The sequence below is a fragment of the Calditerricola satsumensis genome (assembly GCF_014646935.1).
GTDB classification, from domain to species: Bacteria; Bacillota; Bacilli; order Calditerricolales; family Calditerricolaceae; genus Calditerricola; species Calditerricola satsumensis.
Genome location: NZ_BMOF01000009.1, coordinates 41,635 through 55,401 on the forward strand (window position 1 = coordinate 41,635; position 13,767 = coordinate 55,401).

At 65.5% G+C, this 13,767-nt stretch carries 15 protein-coding genes; all 15 read right to left on the bottom strand.

The features are described 5' to 3' along the window. Positions 1 to 72 precede the first annotated feature (72 nt). Entirely contained in the window at positions 73 to 1,275 is a 1,203-nt protein-coding gene (gene spoIID, locus IEX61_RS03640; protein ID WP_229725663.1) for a stage II sporulation protein D, read from the bottom strand. Between the two features lie 127 nt (positions 1,276 to 1,402). Next, positions 1,403 to 1,753 carry a HepT-like ribonuclease domain-containing protein gene (locus IEX61_RS03645; protein ID WP_054672771.1) on the bottom strand — a complete coding sequence of 117 codons (351 nt, stop codon included), beginning with the start codon at positions 1,751 to 1,753 and terminating at the stop codon, positions 1,403 to 1,405. After that, positions 1,750 to 2,040 carry a nucleotidyltransferase family protein gene (locus IEX61_RS03650; protein WP_054672767.1) on the bottom strand — a complete coding sequence of 97 codons (291 nt, stop codon included), beginning with the start codon at positions 2,038 to 2,040 and terminating at the stop codon, positions 1,750 to 1,752. The genes IEX61_RS03645 and IEX61_RS03650 overlap by 4 nt, the downstream gene beginning before the upstream one ends. 123 nt (positions 2,041 to 2,163) lie before the next feature. Next, positions 2,164 to 3,468 carry a UDP-N-acetylglucosamine 1-carboxyvinyltransferase gene (murA, locus tag IEX61_RS03655; RefSeq protein WP_188816815.1) on the bottom strand — a complete coding sequence of 435 codons (1,305 nt, stop codon included), beginning with the start codon at positions 3,466 to 3,468 and terminating at the stop codon, positions 2,164 to 2,166. Between the two features lie 41 nt (positions 3,469 to 3,509). Next, on the bottom strand, positions 3,510 to 4,262 hold the full coding sequence (locus IEX61_RS03660; RefSeq protein ID WP_188816816.1) for a YwmB family TATA-box binding protein: 753 nt from the start codon (positions 4,260 to 4,262) through the stop codon (positions 3,510 to 3,512). Between the two features lie 79 nt (positions 4,263 to 4,341). After that, a complete protein-coding gene (locus IEX61_RS03665) occupies positions 4,342 to 4,578 on the bottom strand; it encodes a DUF1146 family protein (protein ID WP_229725664.1) in 237 nt (78 codons plus the stop codon). Positions 4,579 to 4,807: 229 nt separating this feature from the next. Then, positions 4,808 to 6,355, bottom strand: a complete 1,548-nt coding sequence (gene nuoN, locus IEX61_RS03670; protein ID WP_188816817.1) for an NADH-quinone oxidoreductase subunit NuoN — start codon at positions 6,353 to 6,355, stop codon at positions 4,808 to 4,810. Positions 6,356 to 6,361: 6 nt separating this feature from the next. Continuing rightward, complete coding sequence (locus IEX61_RS03675) at positions 6,362 to 7,870, bottom strand: complex I subunit 4 family protein (RefSeq protein WP_188816818.1); 1,509 nt, start codon at positions 7,868 to 7,870, stop codon at positions 6,362 to 6,364. Further along, entirely contained in the window at positions 7,867 to 9,723 is a 1,857-nt protein-coding gene (gene nuoL, locus IEX61_RS03680) for an NADH-quinone oxidoreductase subunit L (RefSeq protein WP_188816819.1), read from the bottom strand. Before nuoL ends, IEX61_RS03675 begins: the two co-directional genes overlap by 4 nt. A gap of 4 nt (positions 9,724 to 9,727) precedes the next feature. Continuing rightward, a complete protein-coding gene (gene nuoK, locus IEX61_RS03685) occupies positions 9,728 to 10,039 on the bottom strand; it encodes an NADH-quinone oxidoreductase subunit NuoK (RefSeq protein WP_054671746.1) in 312 nt (103 codons plus the stop codon). After that, on the bottom strand, positions 10,036 to 10,539 hold the full coding sequence (locus IEX61_RS03690) for an NADH-quinone oxidoreductase subunit J (RefSeq protein ID WP_054671761.1): 504 nt from the start codon (positions 10,537 to 10,539) through the stop codon (positions 10,036 to 10,038). The genes nuoK and IEX61_RS03690 overlap by 4 nt, the downstream gene beginning before the upstream one ends. A gap of 8 nt (positions 10,540 to 10,547) precedes the next feature. Continuing rightward, the gene (nuoI, locus tag IEX61_RS03695) at positions 10,548 to 10,994 is read right to left on the bottom strand and encodes an NADH-quinone oxidoreductase subunit NuoI (RefSeq protein WP_054671750.1); all 447 of its coding nucleotides are present in this window, start codon (positions 10,992 to 10,994) and stop codon (positions 10,548 to 10,550) included. Positions 10,995 to 11,086: 92 nt separating this feature from the next. After that, on the bottom strand, positions 11,087 to 12,094 hold the full coding sequence (gene nuoH, locus IEX61_RS03700) for an NADH-quinone oxidoreductase subunit NuoH (protein ID WP_054671754.1): 1,008 nt from the start codon (positions 12,092 to 12,094) through the stop codon (positions 11,087 to 11,089). Further along, positions 12,094 to 13,197 (bottom strand): NADH-quinone oxidoreductase subunit D, encoded by a 1,104-nt coding sequence (locus IEX61_RS03705; RefSeq protein ID WP_188816820.1) that lies wholly within the window; start codon positions 13,195 to 13,197, stop codon positions 12,094 to 12,096. Before IEX61_RS03705 ends, nuoH begins: the two co-directional genes overlap by 1 nt. A gap of 4 nt (positions 13,198 to 13,201) precedes the next feature. Next, the coding region (locus tag IEX61_RS03710) for an NADH-quinone oxidoreductase subunit C (RefSeq protein ID WP_373288401.1) at positions 13,202 to 13,767 on the bottom strand (566 nt) is incomplete at its 5' end.

Sequence of the window (13,767 nt, forward strand, 5' to 3'; positions counted from 1 at the left end):
TCGACGGTTCGAAACCGGTTTATACCTGAGGTGTAAAAAAGCAAAGAAGAAGGAGCCTGCCCCCTGTGCCCGTTACGACGCGCGCGCCGGCTGGGCGCCGTTCCGTCCGTTCAGCCAACGCGCCGCCGGCTCGATGCGCACGCCGCGGTAATAGTGCTGCAGGATTTCCTCCGCCGTCTTGCCGGAGCGCGCCATGCCCTGCGCCCCCCACTGGCTCATGCCGACGCCGTGCCCGTACCCCCGGGTGTGAAAGACGATCTTCCCGTCGGCGACGGTCCATGAAAAATGCGTCGAGGGCAATCCCAGCCGCTCGCGCACCTCCCGCCCGGTGAAGCGCCGGTTCCCGAAGCGCACCTCGGCCACGTTCCCGCCCGCCGTGGTGCGCTCAACCGCCGCCCAATCGGACCGCTTCTCTCCCGGGTAGGGAAGGTCTGAAAGTCCCATTTTGCGCGTAAATTCTGACCAGGGGAAGGTGACCGTTTGGCGGAAGCGGGGGCTCGCCTCGTCCCACGGCGACGGGACGCTGCGGAGGTACGGAAGCGGCCGGCCCCAGTAGTCGGCGGCGCTTTCCGTCTTCCCGCTGGCCGTCGAGAAAAAGGCGGCCAAGATCGGCTCGCCGTCGTAGGTGAGGATGAGCCCCGCCGTCTCCTCTACGGCCCGGCGGATGCGCGCCCACTTCCACGCAAAATCCGCCCCCCAGGCGGCACGCAGCTCCCTCGGATCGCGGTAGACCTGGTCCTGAACGGTGTCGGTGACGTGGGCATTGCCGGGAACCGGCGGCTTCGGATCCTGCAGCAGCCGATGAACGACAAAGGTGCGCGCGGCGAGGGCCTGGGCCTTGAGCGCCTCCAGCTCAAACTCCGCCGGCATTTCCGCCGCCACCACCCCGGCCACGTAGTCTTCCAGCGGCACCGTATCGACGCGGTTCGCCTGGGCGCGGTACACGCGGACATCAAAGGCGACGGGATGGGGCGTGAGGCTGGACGAACGTTTCGTCGCGGGGGCCCCCCATTCCGCCGAGCCGGGGCCCCAGACGAGCACCAGCGCAGCGGGAAACACGAGCACGAGCATCGCGGTCGCGACAAACGCCAGCGCGACCAAGAACGCCTGCCGGGAGACCAACACCGCCGCAATGCGCCGGATCCCCCGCCACCAGCGCAGCCGCCGAAGCGGAAGCGCCACCTCCGACCGGCGGGCATAGGCCGGCACGCGGTCCGGCGCGCGGAACCGATGCGAACGAACGCGCCACAGGCGGGTCGACCGCCGGTGCGCCATGCGCGTCCCTCCCTCCGGTGGACAGCCAGGTGTCTTCATCTCTATGCCACCGGCGGGCGCCGTAGAACGGCCAACACAAAAACGGCCACACGTGATAAAGCGATTCGAAACAAAAGGAGACGGTTTGTCATTCACCATCTTTCGATTCAGAAACTTCTTGGATAAATGTTTTTACTTTCTTCTTCAAATTCGGCAACTCCGTGTTCACCACGCGCCACACAATGTCCGAATCAATTCCAAAGTATTCGTGCACAAGAATGTTACGCATTCCGATTATTTTGTTCCATTCGACTTCAGGATGCGCGTCACGGAACGATTTGGATAACATCCGCACCGCTTCGCCGATGATCTGGAGGTGATGCACGATCCAGGTTTGGATTAACTCACTCTGGCGAAATTGCTCCTCTCCGTACACCAAATATTTCTCAATTCGCTCAATGGCTTCAAGGATATGCCAAAGTCGGTCGCGATCCTTCACAAGGGTACGGCCTCCCTTAGCGCGCGTTCGCGTACCGCATCACGCAAGCTCTTAACGGTAAACACTTCGACTTTTACACCCAGTGTTTCGTTCAAGTCATGCCATAAACCGCCTAGGTCAAACAAACTGCGATCAGGTTCCAGTTCAACAAGCAGGTCAATATCGCTGTTTTCATCCGCCTCGCCTCGCGCAACTGAACCGAAAACACGTACGTTTTTCGCGCCATACTTGTCACAAATGCGCAAGATTTCATCACGGCGAGATCGAAGCACTTCGGCCGGATTCATGGTTGATCTCCTCCACTTGCTATTTTACCAAAAGACAGTCGACTTGTTTCTCTTAGCAAAAATGGAAATGCCCAATGGCTTCGATTTGCCCATCGAAGCCATTGGGCCAGCTTCCATCGCGCGTCACGCCAAATGCGGATAGGCGCGGGTGGAGGGGGCGGCCGCATCGGGTTCCGACACGCGCGCGATGTCGGCCCCGAGGCGGCGAAGCTTGCCCACCAGGTCGACGTACCCGCGGTCGATGTGGTGCAAGCCCGTCACTTCCGTCTCGCCGTCGGCCGCCATCCCGGCCAAAACAAGGGCGGCTCCGGCGCGGAGGTCGGTGGCGCACACCTTCGCCCCGCTGAGGCGCGGCACACCGTCGATAATGGCCGACCGGCCCTCGATCCTGATCTGCGCGTTCATCCGTTTCAATTCTTCCACGTGCATGAAGCGGTTCTCAAAGACCGTCTCCGTCACCGTGCTGGTCCCTTCCGTTACGGCGAGCAGGGCCATCATCTGGGCCTGCATGTCCGTCGGAAAACCGGGATACGGCAGCGTTTTCACGTCGACCGGGCGCAAGCGGCCCTCGGCCACGACGCGAATGCCGCCGTCCTCTTCTTCGACGTACACGCCCATCTCCGACAGCTTCGCCGCCACCGCGCGCACGTGGTCGTAGATGGCGCCTTCGACCAGCACGTTGCCGCGCGTGATGGCCGCCGCGACCATGAACGTTCCCGCCTCGATGCGGTCGGGAATCACCGTGTGCGTCGTCCCGTGCAGGGCCTCGACCCCGTCGATGCGGATGGTGCCGGTGCCCGCCCCGCGCACCCGGGCGCCCATGGCGTTGAGGAAGGTGGCCAGATCGACGATCTCCGGCTCCATGGCCGCATTCTCGATCACCGTCGTGCCTTCGGCCAGCGTAGCCGCCATCATGATGTTCTCCGTTGCCCCGACGCTGGGCACGTCGAGGTAAATCCGCGTCCCTTTGAGCCGGCCGTGGACGCGCGCCTCGACAAACCCGTGTCCCATCTCGATCGACGCGCCCATCGCTTCAAAGCCCTTCAAGTGCTGGTCGATGGGGCGGCTGCCGATGGCGCACCCGCCGGGCAGGGCAATCCGCGCGCGACCCAGCCGGGCCAATAGGGGGCCCATCACCAAAAACGACGCCCGCATCTTGCGCACCAGCTCGTAGGGCGCCTCGTATCCGTCAAGCGACGTCGCGTCGACCACCAGGCGATCGCCGAAAAACGTCACCTGCGCGCCCAAGTGGCGAAGCACGTCGCTGATCGTGTACACGTCATCGAGGGCCGGCGTTTCGTGAATGACGCTCTTCCCCGTCGTTCCCAAGATGGTCGCGGCGATGATCGGCAGGACGGCATTTTTCGCGCCATGAATCCGAACGCGACCGGTGAGTCGATTGCCTCCGCGGACGATAATCTTATCCAAATTTCGTTCCCTCCGCGTCCCGTGATTCTCTTCCCACTTCATTAGTATTCGACGAAGATGAGGGGGGTTCCGACGGTGACCCCCACCCCGCCATCGCCTTGGGGACGGGAAGCGGCCACCTGAACGTTCATCTCCCCGCCCCCGGTCCGCACACCCCCAAAAAGCAGCGGGCTGGTTCCGGAAACGCTGTACATCGCGTCGTCCACAGCGGCTTCGACGACCGTTGCCCGCAGCGCACGCAACACGGCCGCCGTCGCCGCCTCGCGGAGGTCGCCCTGCCCCTTCCCCGTCCATTCACCGCGCAGCGCGATGTCGAGGTGCGCCGGAAGCCCTTCGGCGGCAAGCCACGCGGACAGGCGCTGCGCGTCGCGGCGCACATCCGCCGCCCGGAGCGCCTGGCGCGTCCAGTTCACCGTCACCACGCGCGCGCCGCCGGGACCTTCCAGGGCCACGACGTGAACCGTAACGCCCTTCTCCGGCTCGGCCGTGGCACGCAGTCCCGCCCATTCGTGCCGGACAAGGGGCGTGACGGTCATCCGGGCCGTGGGGATCACCCGCTGCTGAAAGCGCGCCAGCAGCGCTTCCGGACGGTCCGCGCGCGTTCCAGCGTCCACCTGCCGGTACGCATGCAGCGTCACCTCGCGCGGGGCGACGCCGGCGGATGCGGCCGCGTCCCACAGGCGTTGGACGTTTTCTGTCCCTCCGGTGTCGCGACCGGCCCACCCGGCCAAGAAAAGCGCCAGGGCCCACCCCATCAGCGCGGCTGTGACGGCTTTCCCCCATGCCTTCCCCATACCGGCTCTCCTCCCCGACCGTTCCACACGTTCGTTATTGTTCAGTGTGGACGGCCGAGCAGGCGCCTATACCCGGGGATCACGAAAAGAGGGTGTGCAACAGGAGCGACCACCCGAGGTAATCGGCCAAAAACGCGGCCACGTTCGAACCCACGAGGAGCGCCAGAAACACGATGAGCAGCTTGGCCTGGGGGCTGTCCGGACGGCGGAGAAACAGATCCCACTTCACCGCTTGCAGGGCCCACCACGCCAGGCCGATGCACGCCAGCGAGAGCACGATGTTCACCAACGCGTTGAGGCCCATGTCGTTCCCCACCGTCCGCCCCCCTTTCGGCCGTTGTCCGCCAAACCAACTCGTCATCTTATTATACCGTAACGCTTTCGAACAGGAAACAAAATTTCACCAAACCGTCGGTTTTTCCCGTCCGCGCGTCCGGATGCGCGACAACGCGTGAGCCGCGTCCCAAGGCACCGCCGGCGCGGCCGCTTTCGGCTTCAACCGGGAAAAAAGCGGCGTCCTTCCCGGAAGAAGGACGCCGCCTGCGCTAGTCGGTCAGCGGCATAAACATCTCGGCGAAGGCGAAGGTGTGGGCGAGGAGATCGAGGGCGGGATCGGGCAGAAGGCCCAGCAGCACCGTTCCCGCCGCCGAGAGGGCGATGACCGTCCCCACCGTCGGCGGGACGCGCACGGCCGCGCCGTCCTCCTCCCCGGTGCGCAAGAACATTTGCCGGATCACGGCAAAGTAATACACGAAGGACACCACGCTGGTCAGGACCATGATCGCCGCCAGCGCATACATCTCGCGGCCCACGGCGCTGAGGAAGAGGTAGAACTTCCCGATGAATCCGGCGGTAAGGGGCAGCCCGGCCAGCGACAGAAGGAACAGCGTCATCGCCGACGCCAAAAGGGGCGCGCGGCGAAAGAGGCCGGCAAAGGCGCGCAGGTCTTCCGAGCCGCGCGCGCGGGCGACGAGCTGGATCACGGCAAAGGCGCCCATGGTCATGAACAGGTAGGCGACGAGGTAGAACACCATCTGGCTGAACACCATCGGCGTCAGCGCGGCGACGGGCACGAGGAGGTACCCGGCGTGGGCAATGCTCGAGTAGGCCATCATGCGCTTGACGTTGGTCTGGCGCAGGGCGACGGTGTTGCCGATGATCATCGACGCCGCGGCGACGGCGCCGACGTACGGGCTCAGCTCGGAGAACAAAAGCGGCGTGCCGTCCAGCGGGTTGGACAAGCCGAGAAACACCGTCAGGAGCAGGCGCAGGAGGAGGGCGAAGCCGGCGGCCTTGGACACGACGCCCAAGAAGGCGGTCACCGGCGTCGGCGCGCCCTGGTATACGTCGGGGGCCCACATGTGGAACGGCGCGGCAGCGATCTTGAAGGCCACGCCGACCACGAGGAGGAAGAAGGCCACGTACACGAGGTAGTCGTTCCCGCTCACGTAGGCGTCGCGAAGGCCCTCCCCGACCGCAAAGAGGTTGGTCGAGCCGGTCAGCCCGTAGAGGAAGGACATGCCGTAGAGGGTGATCGCCGAGGCGATGCCGCCGTTCACGACATACTTGAAGGCCCCTTCCACCGCCGGCAGGTAGCGCCGGCGCAGGGCGACGAGGATGTACGACGACAGGACCAACACCTCGAGGCCGACGAACAGCACGATCAGGTCGGCCGCCGAGGCGAGCATCATCGCCCCCAGGAGGGCCGTGAGGAACAGGTAGAAATACTCGCCGCGGTCGCGGATCGCCTTCGCGCCACCGCTCGCTTCCCCGCCCGGCCCAACGTCGGCCACCGCGAGGAGCAGGGCAAAGGCCGCGCCGGCCAGGAAGACGAGCTTGAAGGCGTTCGCGAAGTCGTCCACCCGGTACATGTCGTACAGGATGTGCGTCGGCTCGGCGTGCACGTTCCGCCACACGAAGAAGGCGGCAACGAGAATGCCGGCCAGCCCCAGCCAGGCCAGCGGGCGGCGGTCGCGGTCAGCGGGCAGGAGCAGGTCGAGAAGCGCGAGCAGCGTGGCCGCACCGAGGATGACCAGCTCAGGGGCCATCGCGCCCCAGTTCCAGTCGAGCACGTTTTTCATCGCTTCGTCCATGGAGCATCACCCTCCGATCCGCCCGGGCAGGGCTGCGGCCAAGGTTTGCACGGCATGGTGGAGCACATCGCCCAGCACGGCCGGCCAGACGCCAAGGAGCACGATGAAGGCGAGGAGCACGAGCATCGGCACCACCTCAACGGCGGTGGCGTCGCGCAGCCCGGCCAGATGCTCCGGCGTCGGGCCGAAGGTGGTGCGGAGCACGGCCCGCAGGAGGTACGCCGCCGCCAGGACGATGCCGAGGGCCCCCACCGCCGCCAGGGCCGGCTGGACGCGGAACAGGCCGAGGAAGGCGAGGAATTCGCTGATAAACCCCGACATCCCGGGTAGGCCCAGCGAGGCCATCGCCGCGGCCAGCAGCATGCCCGAGGCGACGGGCATCGACTTGGCCAGGCCGCCCATCTCCGTCACCGTCGACGTGCCGGTGCGCTCCCAGATCACGCCGACCAGGAGGAACAGCAGCGCCGAGATGAACCCGTGGGACACCGCCTGGAACACCGCGCCGGTGAACCCCGTCGCGTTCATCGCCGCCAGGCCCAGGAGCACGATGCCCATGTGGCTGATGGACGAGTAGGCAAAGACGCGCTTCAGGTCGCGCTGCACCAGGGCGAGCACCGCGCCGTACAGGACGTTGACCAGTCCCCACACGGCCAAGAGCGTGGCCAGCTTCGCGGCCACCTCCGGGAAAAAGCCGACGCCCATGCGCAACAGCCCGTAGGCGCCCATCTTCAGCTGGATGCCGGAGTGCAGCATCACCACAGGCGGCGGCGCCTGCACGTGGACGCGGAGCATCCACGTGTGGAACGGAAAGAGAGGCAGCTTCACCCCGAAGGCAACCACCAGGAGCACGAAGAGGACCAGCGCCAACGTGTCGGACAAGAGGGGCAGCGGCGCCCCCTGAGTGAGCGCCTTGGCCACGCGGGTGAAGGACAGGTCGCCCACCCGCACGAACAACGTCAGGATGGCCAAGAAGAGCAGCGCCGACCCGACACCGTTGTAGACGAGAAAATGGAGGGCGGCCTTCTCCCGCTCGAGGTAGCCCCACTTCGAAATGAGGAAGAACATCGGGATCAGCGTCAGCTCGAAGAAGAGGAAGAACAAGAACAGGTTCTGGCTCGTGAACACGCCGAGCATGCCCACTTCCAGCAGGAGAAAGCAAACGAAGTAGGTTTTCAGGTTCTGGCGGACGTGCACCGACGCCGCCGCCGCCATCGCCGTGACGAGGGTCGTCAGCAGGACAAGGGGCAGCGACAGGCCGTCGACGCCCACTTCATAGTCGACGGGAAAGGCCATGTTCCCCACCGGGATGGAAAACCAGCGCACCTTCTCGGCAAACTGCAGCCCGCCCTCCGGCGCAAAGTTCGCGTACAGCACAAAGGAGAGGGCCAGCGGCACGAGGGTGGCCAGCACGCCGATGGCGCGAATCAGGGCCGTTTGGCCGCGCGGCACGACAAGCAGGGCCAGAACCCCAACAAGGGGCGAAAAGGTCAAGAGCGTCAGCAGGTGCCCATTCATCGCCAGTACCCTCCCGCCAGCGTCAGCCCGACGACCAAGAGAACGAGTCCGCTCACGGCCACCAGGCCGTAGGTTTGCAACTGCCCGTTCTGCATCCGCTGCCCGACGCGCCCGACGCCCGCCGTCAGCTTCGCCACGGCGCGCACCAGTCCGTCAACGGCGTAGCGGTCAACGGCGTCCAGTGCCGTTCCAAGGGCCAGCAGTGGGCGAACCAGCGCCCGATCGTACAGCTCATCCACGTAGTACTTGTGGACGAGCACGCGGTAGAGGCCCGGAAACCGCCCGGCCACCGCCGCCGGATCGCGGGCGTCGCGCCGGCCGTAATAGAGCCAGGCCACGGCGATGCCGGCCAGCGACACCACCGTGGTGAGGACCATCACCCACAGGGCGTGCTCCGGCTCAGCCACCGCCGCCGGCAACCCCTGCGTCAGCCAGTCGGAAAAGCCCACCAGCGACACGCCACCGGCGACAACGGACAGCACGGCCAGCACGGCCATCGGCCCCGTCATCACCGCCGGCGCCTCGTGGGCGTTGGCGTGGCGGCGCGGCTGGCCCGCGAAGACGAGGAAAAAGAGGCGGAACATGTACAGCGCGGTGAGGAACGCCGCACTCAGCGCCGCCCAGAACCAGATCGGCGACGCCCCCGACCAGGCCGCCAGCAGGATGGCGTCCTTGGAGAAGAAGCCAGACAGCGGCGGCACGCCGGCGATGGCCAGGCAGCCGATGAGGAAGAAGGTGCCCGTCGCCTTCATCCGCGCAAAGAGGCCGCCCATTTCGCGGATGTCCTGGGTGTGCACGGCGTGGATGACGGCCCCGGCGGCGAGAAACAGAAGCGCCTTGAAGAAGGCGTGGGTCATCAGGTGGAAGATCCCCGCCGCGTAGCCGGCCGCCCCGAGGGCCAGCATCATGTACCCGAGCTGGCTCACCGTGGAGTAGGCCAGGACGCGCTTGATGTCGGTCTGCACCAGGCCGATGGTGGCGGCAAAGAGGGCCGTGAACGCGCCCACCCCGGCCACCACATCCAGCGCCGCCGGCGACTGGGCGAAGAGGGGAAACGTCGCCGCCACAAGGTAGACGCCGGCGGCCACCATCGTCGCCGCGTGGATCAGGGCGCTGACCGGCGTGGGGCCCTCCATCGCATCAGGAAGCCAGGTGTGAAGAGGAAACTGGCCCGACTTGCCCATGGCCCCGAAGAAGATGAGCAGACAGGCCAGGGTGATCTGCCACGGCGCCAGCGTCCCGTCCTGCGCGGCGCGGAAGACATCGGCGTAGTCGAGGCTGCCCGCCCACCAGAACAGGAGGGCGATGCCGATAAACAGCCCGAGGTCGCCGACGCGGGTGACGAGGAAGGCCTTCTTCGCCGCCGCCTTGGCCTCCGGCTTGAAGTACCAGAAGCCGACGAGCAGGAACGAGCAGACGCCGACCAGCTCCCAGAAAATGTACAGCTGCAGGAAGTTGGGCGACAGCACGAGGCCGAGCATGGAGAAGGTGAAGAGGGCCAGGTATTGGTAGAACACGGCGATCCGCTCGTCGCCGGCCATGTAGCCGCGGGAGTAGACGTGGACGAGAAAGCTGACCAGCGAGACGATGACGAGCATCAGGGCGTTGAGGGGGTTCACCTCAAACCCCATCGTGATCGTCCTCTCGCCAACCGTCAGCCACTCCCACACGCGCGTCGCACCCGCGCCGGGCGCGCGCATCTCCCACAGCACGGCGAGCGACAGGACGAAGGCGCCGAACGTGGCCACGATGCCGAGGTAGGCCGCACCCGTCCGCAGCCGGCGCCCCACGGCGGTGATCACCGCGAAGGCGAGCAGCGGGAGAAGCGGGATGAGCCATGCGTTTTGGATCATCGAATCACCTCTTCAAGGTGTCCATTTCGTCCACGTTGACCGTGGCGCGCCTCCGGTACAGCGCGATGAGGATGGCAATCCCCACCGCCACTTCCGCCGCGGCGACGGTGATGTTGAACAGGGAGAACACCTGTCCCGCGATGCCGGGCTGGGGTCCGTACTTGGCAAACGCCACCAGGTTCAGGTTGACGGCGTTCAGCATCAGCTCGATGCACAGGAGCACGACGACGGCGTTGCGCTTCGTCAGCGCGCCGTAGAGCCCGATGCAAAACAAAAAGGCAGCCACCAGCAGGTAGGACGCGAGCGTCACCGTCACGCGTCATCTTCCTCCTTCCGGGCCAGCACGATCGCCCCGACCAGGGCGACGAGCAGGAGCACGGAAACGAGCTCAAAGGGGATGACGTACTTCGTAAACAGCGCCTTTCCGATTTCGAGCGTGTTCGCCTCGGCCAGATGGCCTTCGCCCGCAGGAACCAGGGCGACAATGCCCTTGAACAGCGCGGCGAACAGCGCGAGCACGGCGACAAAGGCGAGGACGCGGTGCCGCCTCCGCCGGTCGATCTCCTCTTCGTCAACGTCGTGCCGTGTCAGCATGATGCCGAACAGCATGAGGATGGAAACGGCGCCGGCATAGATGAGCACCTGGGAAAAGGCGACGAACTCCGCCTCCAGCATCACGTACAGGCCGGCCAGGCCGAGGAAGGTGAAGGCTAGGGCGACCACCATGTGCACCACCCGGGTGAGGCTGAGCATGAACACGGCGCCCCCCAGGGTGACGAGGGAAAGGAGAAAAAAGGCGACGAATTCCCCGCTGATCCCCGCGGTCACGATTTTTTCCCTCCAGGCAGGAGATTCGTGCTGTTTTCGCTGCGCACGTTCGTGTTGTTGGCGGCCAGCCACGCGCGGTCTTTAAACAGCTCGTCGCGGCTGTAGACGGCCAGCTCGAAGTTGTTCGTCATGACGATCGCTTCCGTCGGGCACACCTCGGTGCACAGGTCGCACAGGATGCAGATTTCGAAGTTGATGTCGTAGGTGTCGATCACTTTCCCCTTCTTCGTCGGGTCGGGGTGCGGCTTCCCCGTCAGGGTGATGCACTGCGTCGGGCAAATGCGCGCGCACTGGTGGCACACGATGCACTTGTCCGGATCGAAGTGCTGGATGCCGCGAAAGCGATCGGGCATCTTCACCGGCACGTCCGGATACCGGTACGTCACCTTCTTCTCCGTCAGCCGGCGCAGGGTGTATCCCAAGCCTTTGGCCAATCCGAGCATGGTCTTCCCCCCCCTTTCGCTGGGCCTTTCCGCCGCGCAACGGCCGCCCGGCACACCGCCATCCGCCTCATGCCCGGCCACGCGCCGCCCGCTTACGCCACCAGCTCCTTCACCAGCGCCGTCACCAGCAGGTTGGCCAGGGCCAGCGGCAGGAGCGCCTTCCAGGCGAAGGTCATCAGCTGGTCGACGCGCACGCGCGGCATCGTGGCGCGCAGCCAGAACAGGAAGAAGACGCAGAAGGCAAACTTCAGCGCGAACCACACCAGGCCGGGCACGAAATCGAGGGCCTCGACCGGCGGGTGCCAGCCGCCGAGAAAGAGGATCGTCGCCAGGGCCGACATGGCAAAGACGTAGACGTATTCGGCGAGCATGAAGAAGGCGAAACGGAAGCCGCTGTACTCGACGTGGTAGCCGGCCACCAGCTCCGACTCGGCTTCGGGCAGGTCGAAGGGCGTGCGGTTCAGCTCGGCGATGGCGGCGACGACGAAGACGGCAAAACCGAGGATCTGCTTCAGGAAGAACCAGTTCCAGATGCCCCCGGATTGCGCGGCGACGATCTCCTTCAGGTTCAGGCTGCCTGCCAGGAGGACCACGCCGATCACCGAGATGACCAGCGGGATCTCGTAGCTGATCATCTGCGCCACGGAACGCATCCCGCCGAGCAGGGCGTACTTGTTGTTCGACGCCCAGCCCCCGAGAAGGATGCCCAGCGTGGTGATGCCCGACACGGCCACGTAGTAGAGCAGCCCGACGCCCAGGTCAGCGAAGTGCAGCGTCTCCGTGAAGGGCAGCACGGCCAGGACAGCAAAGGCCGGCACAAAGGCGATCACCGGCGCCATGACGAACAGCGTCCGGTCGGCCTTGTCGGGAATGACGTCTTCCTTCGTGAGCAGCTTCAGCACGTCGGCCACCGACTGCAGGATCCCGTACGGCCCGACGCGGTTGGGGCCGCGGCGCAGCTGGATCCACCCGATCACCTTGCGCTCGAAGTAGATGGCCAAGGTGACGAAGAGGAGCACGGTGAGGAGCATGGCCACCGCGGAGGCGAGAAAGACCGCCGCCGTCGTCCAGGAGAGGGGCTGGGAAAGCCAGTGCGCCATCAGCAATCGACCTCCCCGAGCACGATGTCAATCCCGCCGAGGATGGCGATGAGGTTGGCCATGTTCTCGCCGATGAGCAATTTCGGCAGGATCTGCAGGTTGTGGAAGGACGGGCGGCGGAACTTCAGGCGATACGGTTTGTCTTTCCCTTTGCTGTGGATGTAGCAGCCCAGCTCGCCGCGCGGGGCCTCGATGCGCACATAGGTCTCGCCGGCCGGCGGGCGGATGACGCGCGGCACCTTGGCCATCACCGCGCCCTCCTTGGGAAACTGCGCCACGGCCTGCTCGAGGATGCGCAGGGACTGGCGGATCTCCTCCATGCGCAGGAGGTAGCGGCTGTAGCAGTCGCCTTCGGTGGCCACCGGCACGTCAAACTCGAAGCGGTCGTAGACGGAATACGGCTCGTCTTTCCGCACGTCGCGCTTGACGCCGGTGCAGCGCAGGTTGACGCCGGACAGGCCGTAGGCGATGGCCGTCTGGGCGTCGTACTTCCCCACGCCCTTGAGCCGGCGGACAAAGATCTCGTTGCCGGTGACGAGCTTGTGGTACCCGTCGAGCTGGTCGCGCATGTACGGGATGAAGTCGCGCACCTTGTCGATCCACCCGTCCGGGGCATCCCACTTCACGCCGCCGACGCGCATGTAGTTGAAGGTGATGCGCGCGCCGCACAGCTCGTTGAACAGGTCGAGGATCTTCTCCCGCTCCTCCATAGCATAGAGGAATGGGCTCATCGCCCCGAGGTCGAGGAGGTACGTGCCGAACCACAGGAGGTGGCTGGCGATGCGGTTCAATTCCATGACGATGACCCGGAGGTACTCGGCGCGCTCCGGGACCTCGATGCCCATCATCGTCTCCACCGCGTGGCAGAGGACGTAGTTGTTCGTCATCGCCGACAGGTAGTCCATGCGGTCGGTGTACGGGATGATCTGCGTATAGGTCAGGTCTTCGGCCAGCTTCTCCGTGCCGCGGTGGAGGTACCCGATGACCGGCTGGGCGTCGGTGATGATTTCCCCGTCGAGCTTCACGACCAGGCGGAACACGCCGTGCGTGCTCGGGTGTTGCGGTCCCACGTTGAGGAGCAGCTCTTCGGTGCGCACGGCCATGCGCTCACACCCCTTCGTCCAGCGGCTGGTAGTCTTTGCGCAGCGGGTGGCCCACCCAGTCATCGGGCAGGAGGATGCGCTTCAGGTTGGGGTGGCCTTCGAAGCGGATGCCCACCAGGTCGTAGGCCTCCCGCTCCGGCCAGTCGGCGCCGGGCCAGATGTCGGTCACCGAGGGCACCACCGCCTTTTCCCGGTCCGCCTTGACGCGGACGGCCAGGCGGTGCCCCTTCTGGAAAGAATCAAAATGATAGTACACCTCGAGGTGCGTCTCATGGTCGATGCCAACCAGCGTCGACAGGTAATCGAAGGCCAGCTCGGGATGGTCGCGGAGCAGGCGGGCCGTCTCGCGCCAGCGTTCGTTCTTGACCACAATCGTGGGCACGTGTTTGGCGAGGCGGTTGACGTAGGCCTCCTCGATGACGCCGTCGCCCAATTCCCTTGTGATCACATGCACAATGTGGTCCAGCACGGGCTGCATCGGCGACGGCTCCTCAGGCGCTTCCTCCGCTTTGGCGGCATTTCGCGCCCCGCCTTGGGCTGCGGCACGGGCGCGGGCGGCCGCCGCGGCGC

Coding starts and splice junctions, on each gene's coding strand:
- spoIID (WP_229725663.1), bottom strand. CDS start 1,275: ATGGCGCACCGGCGGTCGACCCGCCTGTGGCGCGTTCGTTCGCATCGG.
- IEX61_RS03650 (WP_054672767.1), bottom strand. CDS start 2,040: ATGAATCCGGCCGAAGTGCTTCGATCTCGCCGTGATGAAATCTTGCGC.
- IEX61_RS03660 (WP_188816816.1), bottom strand. CDS start 4,262: ATGGGGAAGGCATGGGGGAAAGCCGTCACAGCCGCGCTGATGGGGTGG.
- nuoN (WP_188816817.1), bottom strand. CDS start 6,355: ATGGACGAAGCGATGAAAAACGTGCTCGACTGGAACTGGGGCGCGATG.
- IEX61_RS03675 (WP_188816818.1), bottom strand. CDS start 7,870: ATGAATGGGCACCTGCTGACGCTCTTGACCTTTTCGCCCCTTGTTGGG.
- nuoL (WP_188816819.1), bottom strand. CDS start 9,723: ATGATCCAAAACGCATGGCTCATCCCGCTTCTCCCGCTGCTCGCCTTC.
- nuoI (WP_054671750.1), bottom strand. CDS start 10,994: ATGCTCGGATTGGCCAAAGGCTTGGGATACACCCTGCGCCGGCTGACG.
- nuoH (WP_054671754.1), bottom strand. CDS start 12,094: ATGGCGCACTGGCTTTCCCAGCCCCTCTCCTGGACGACGGCGGCGGTC.
- IEX61_RS03705 (WP_188816820.1), bottom strand. CDS start 13,197: ATGGCCGTGCGCACCGAAGAGCTGCTCCTCAACGTGGGACCGCAACAC.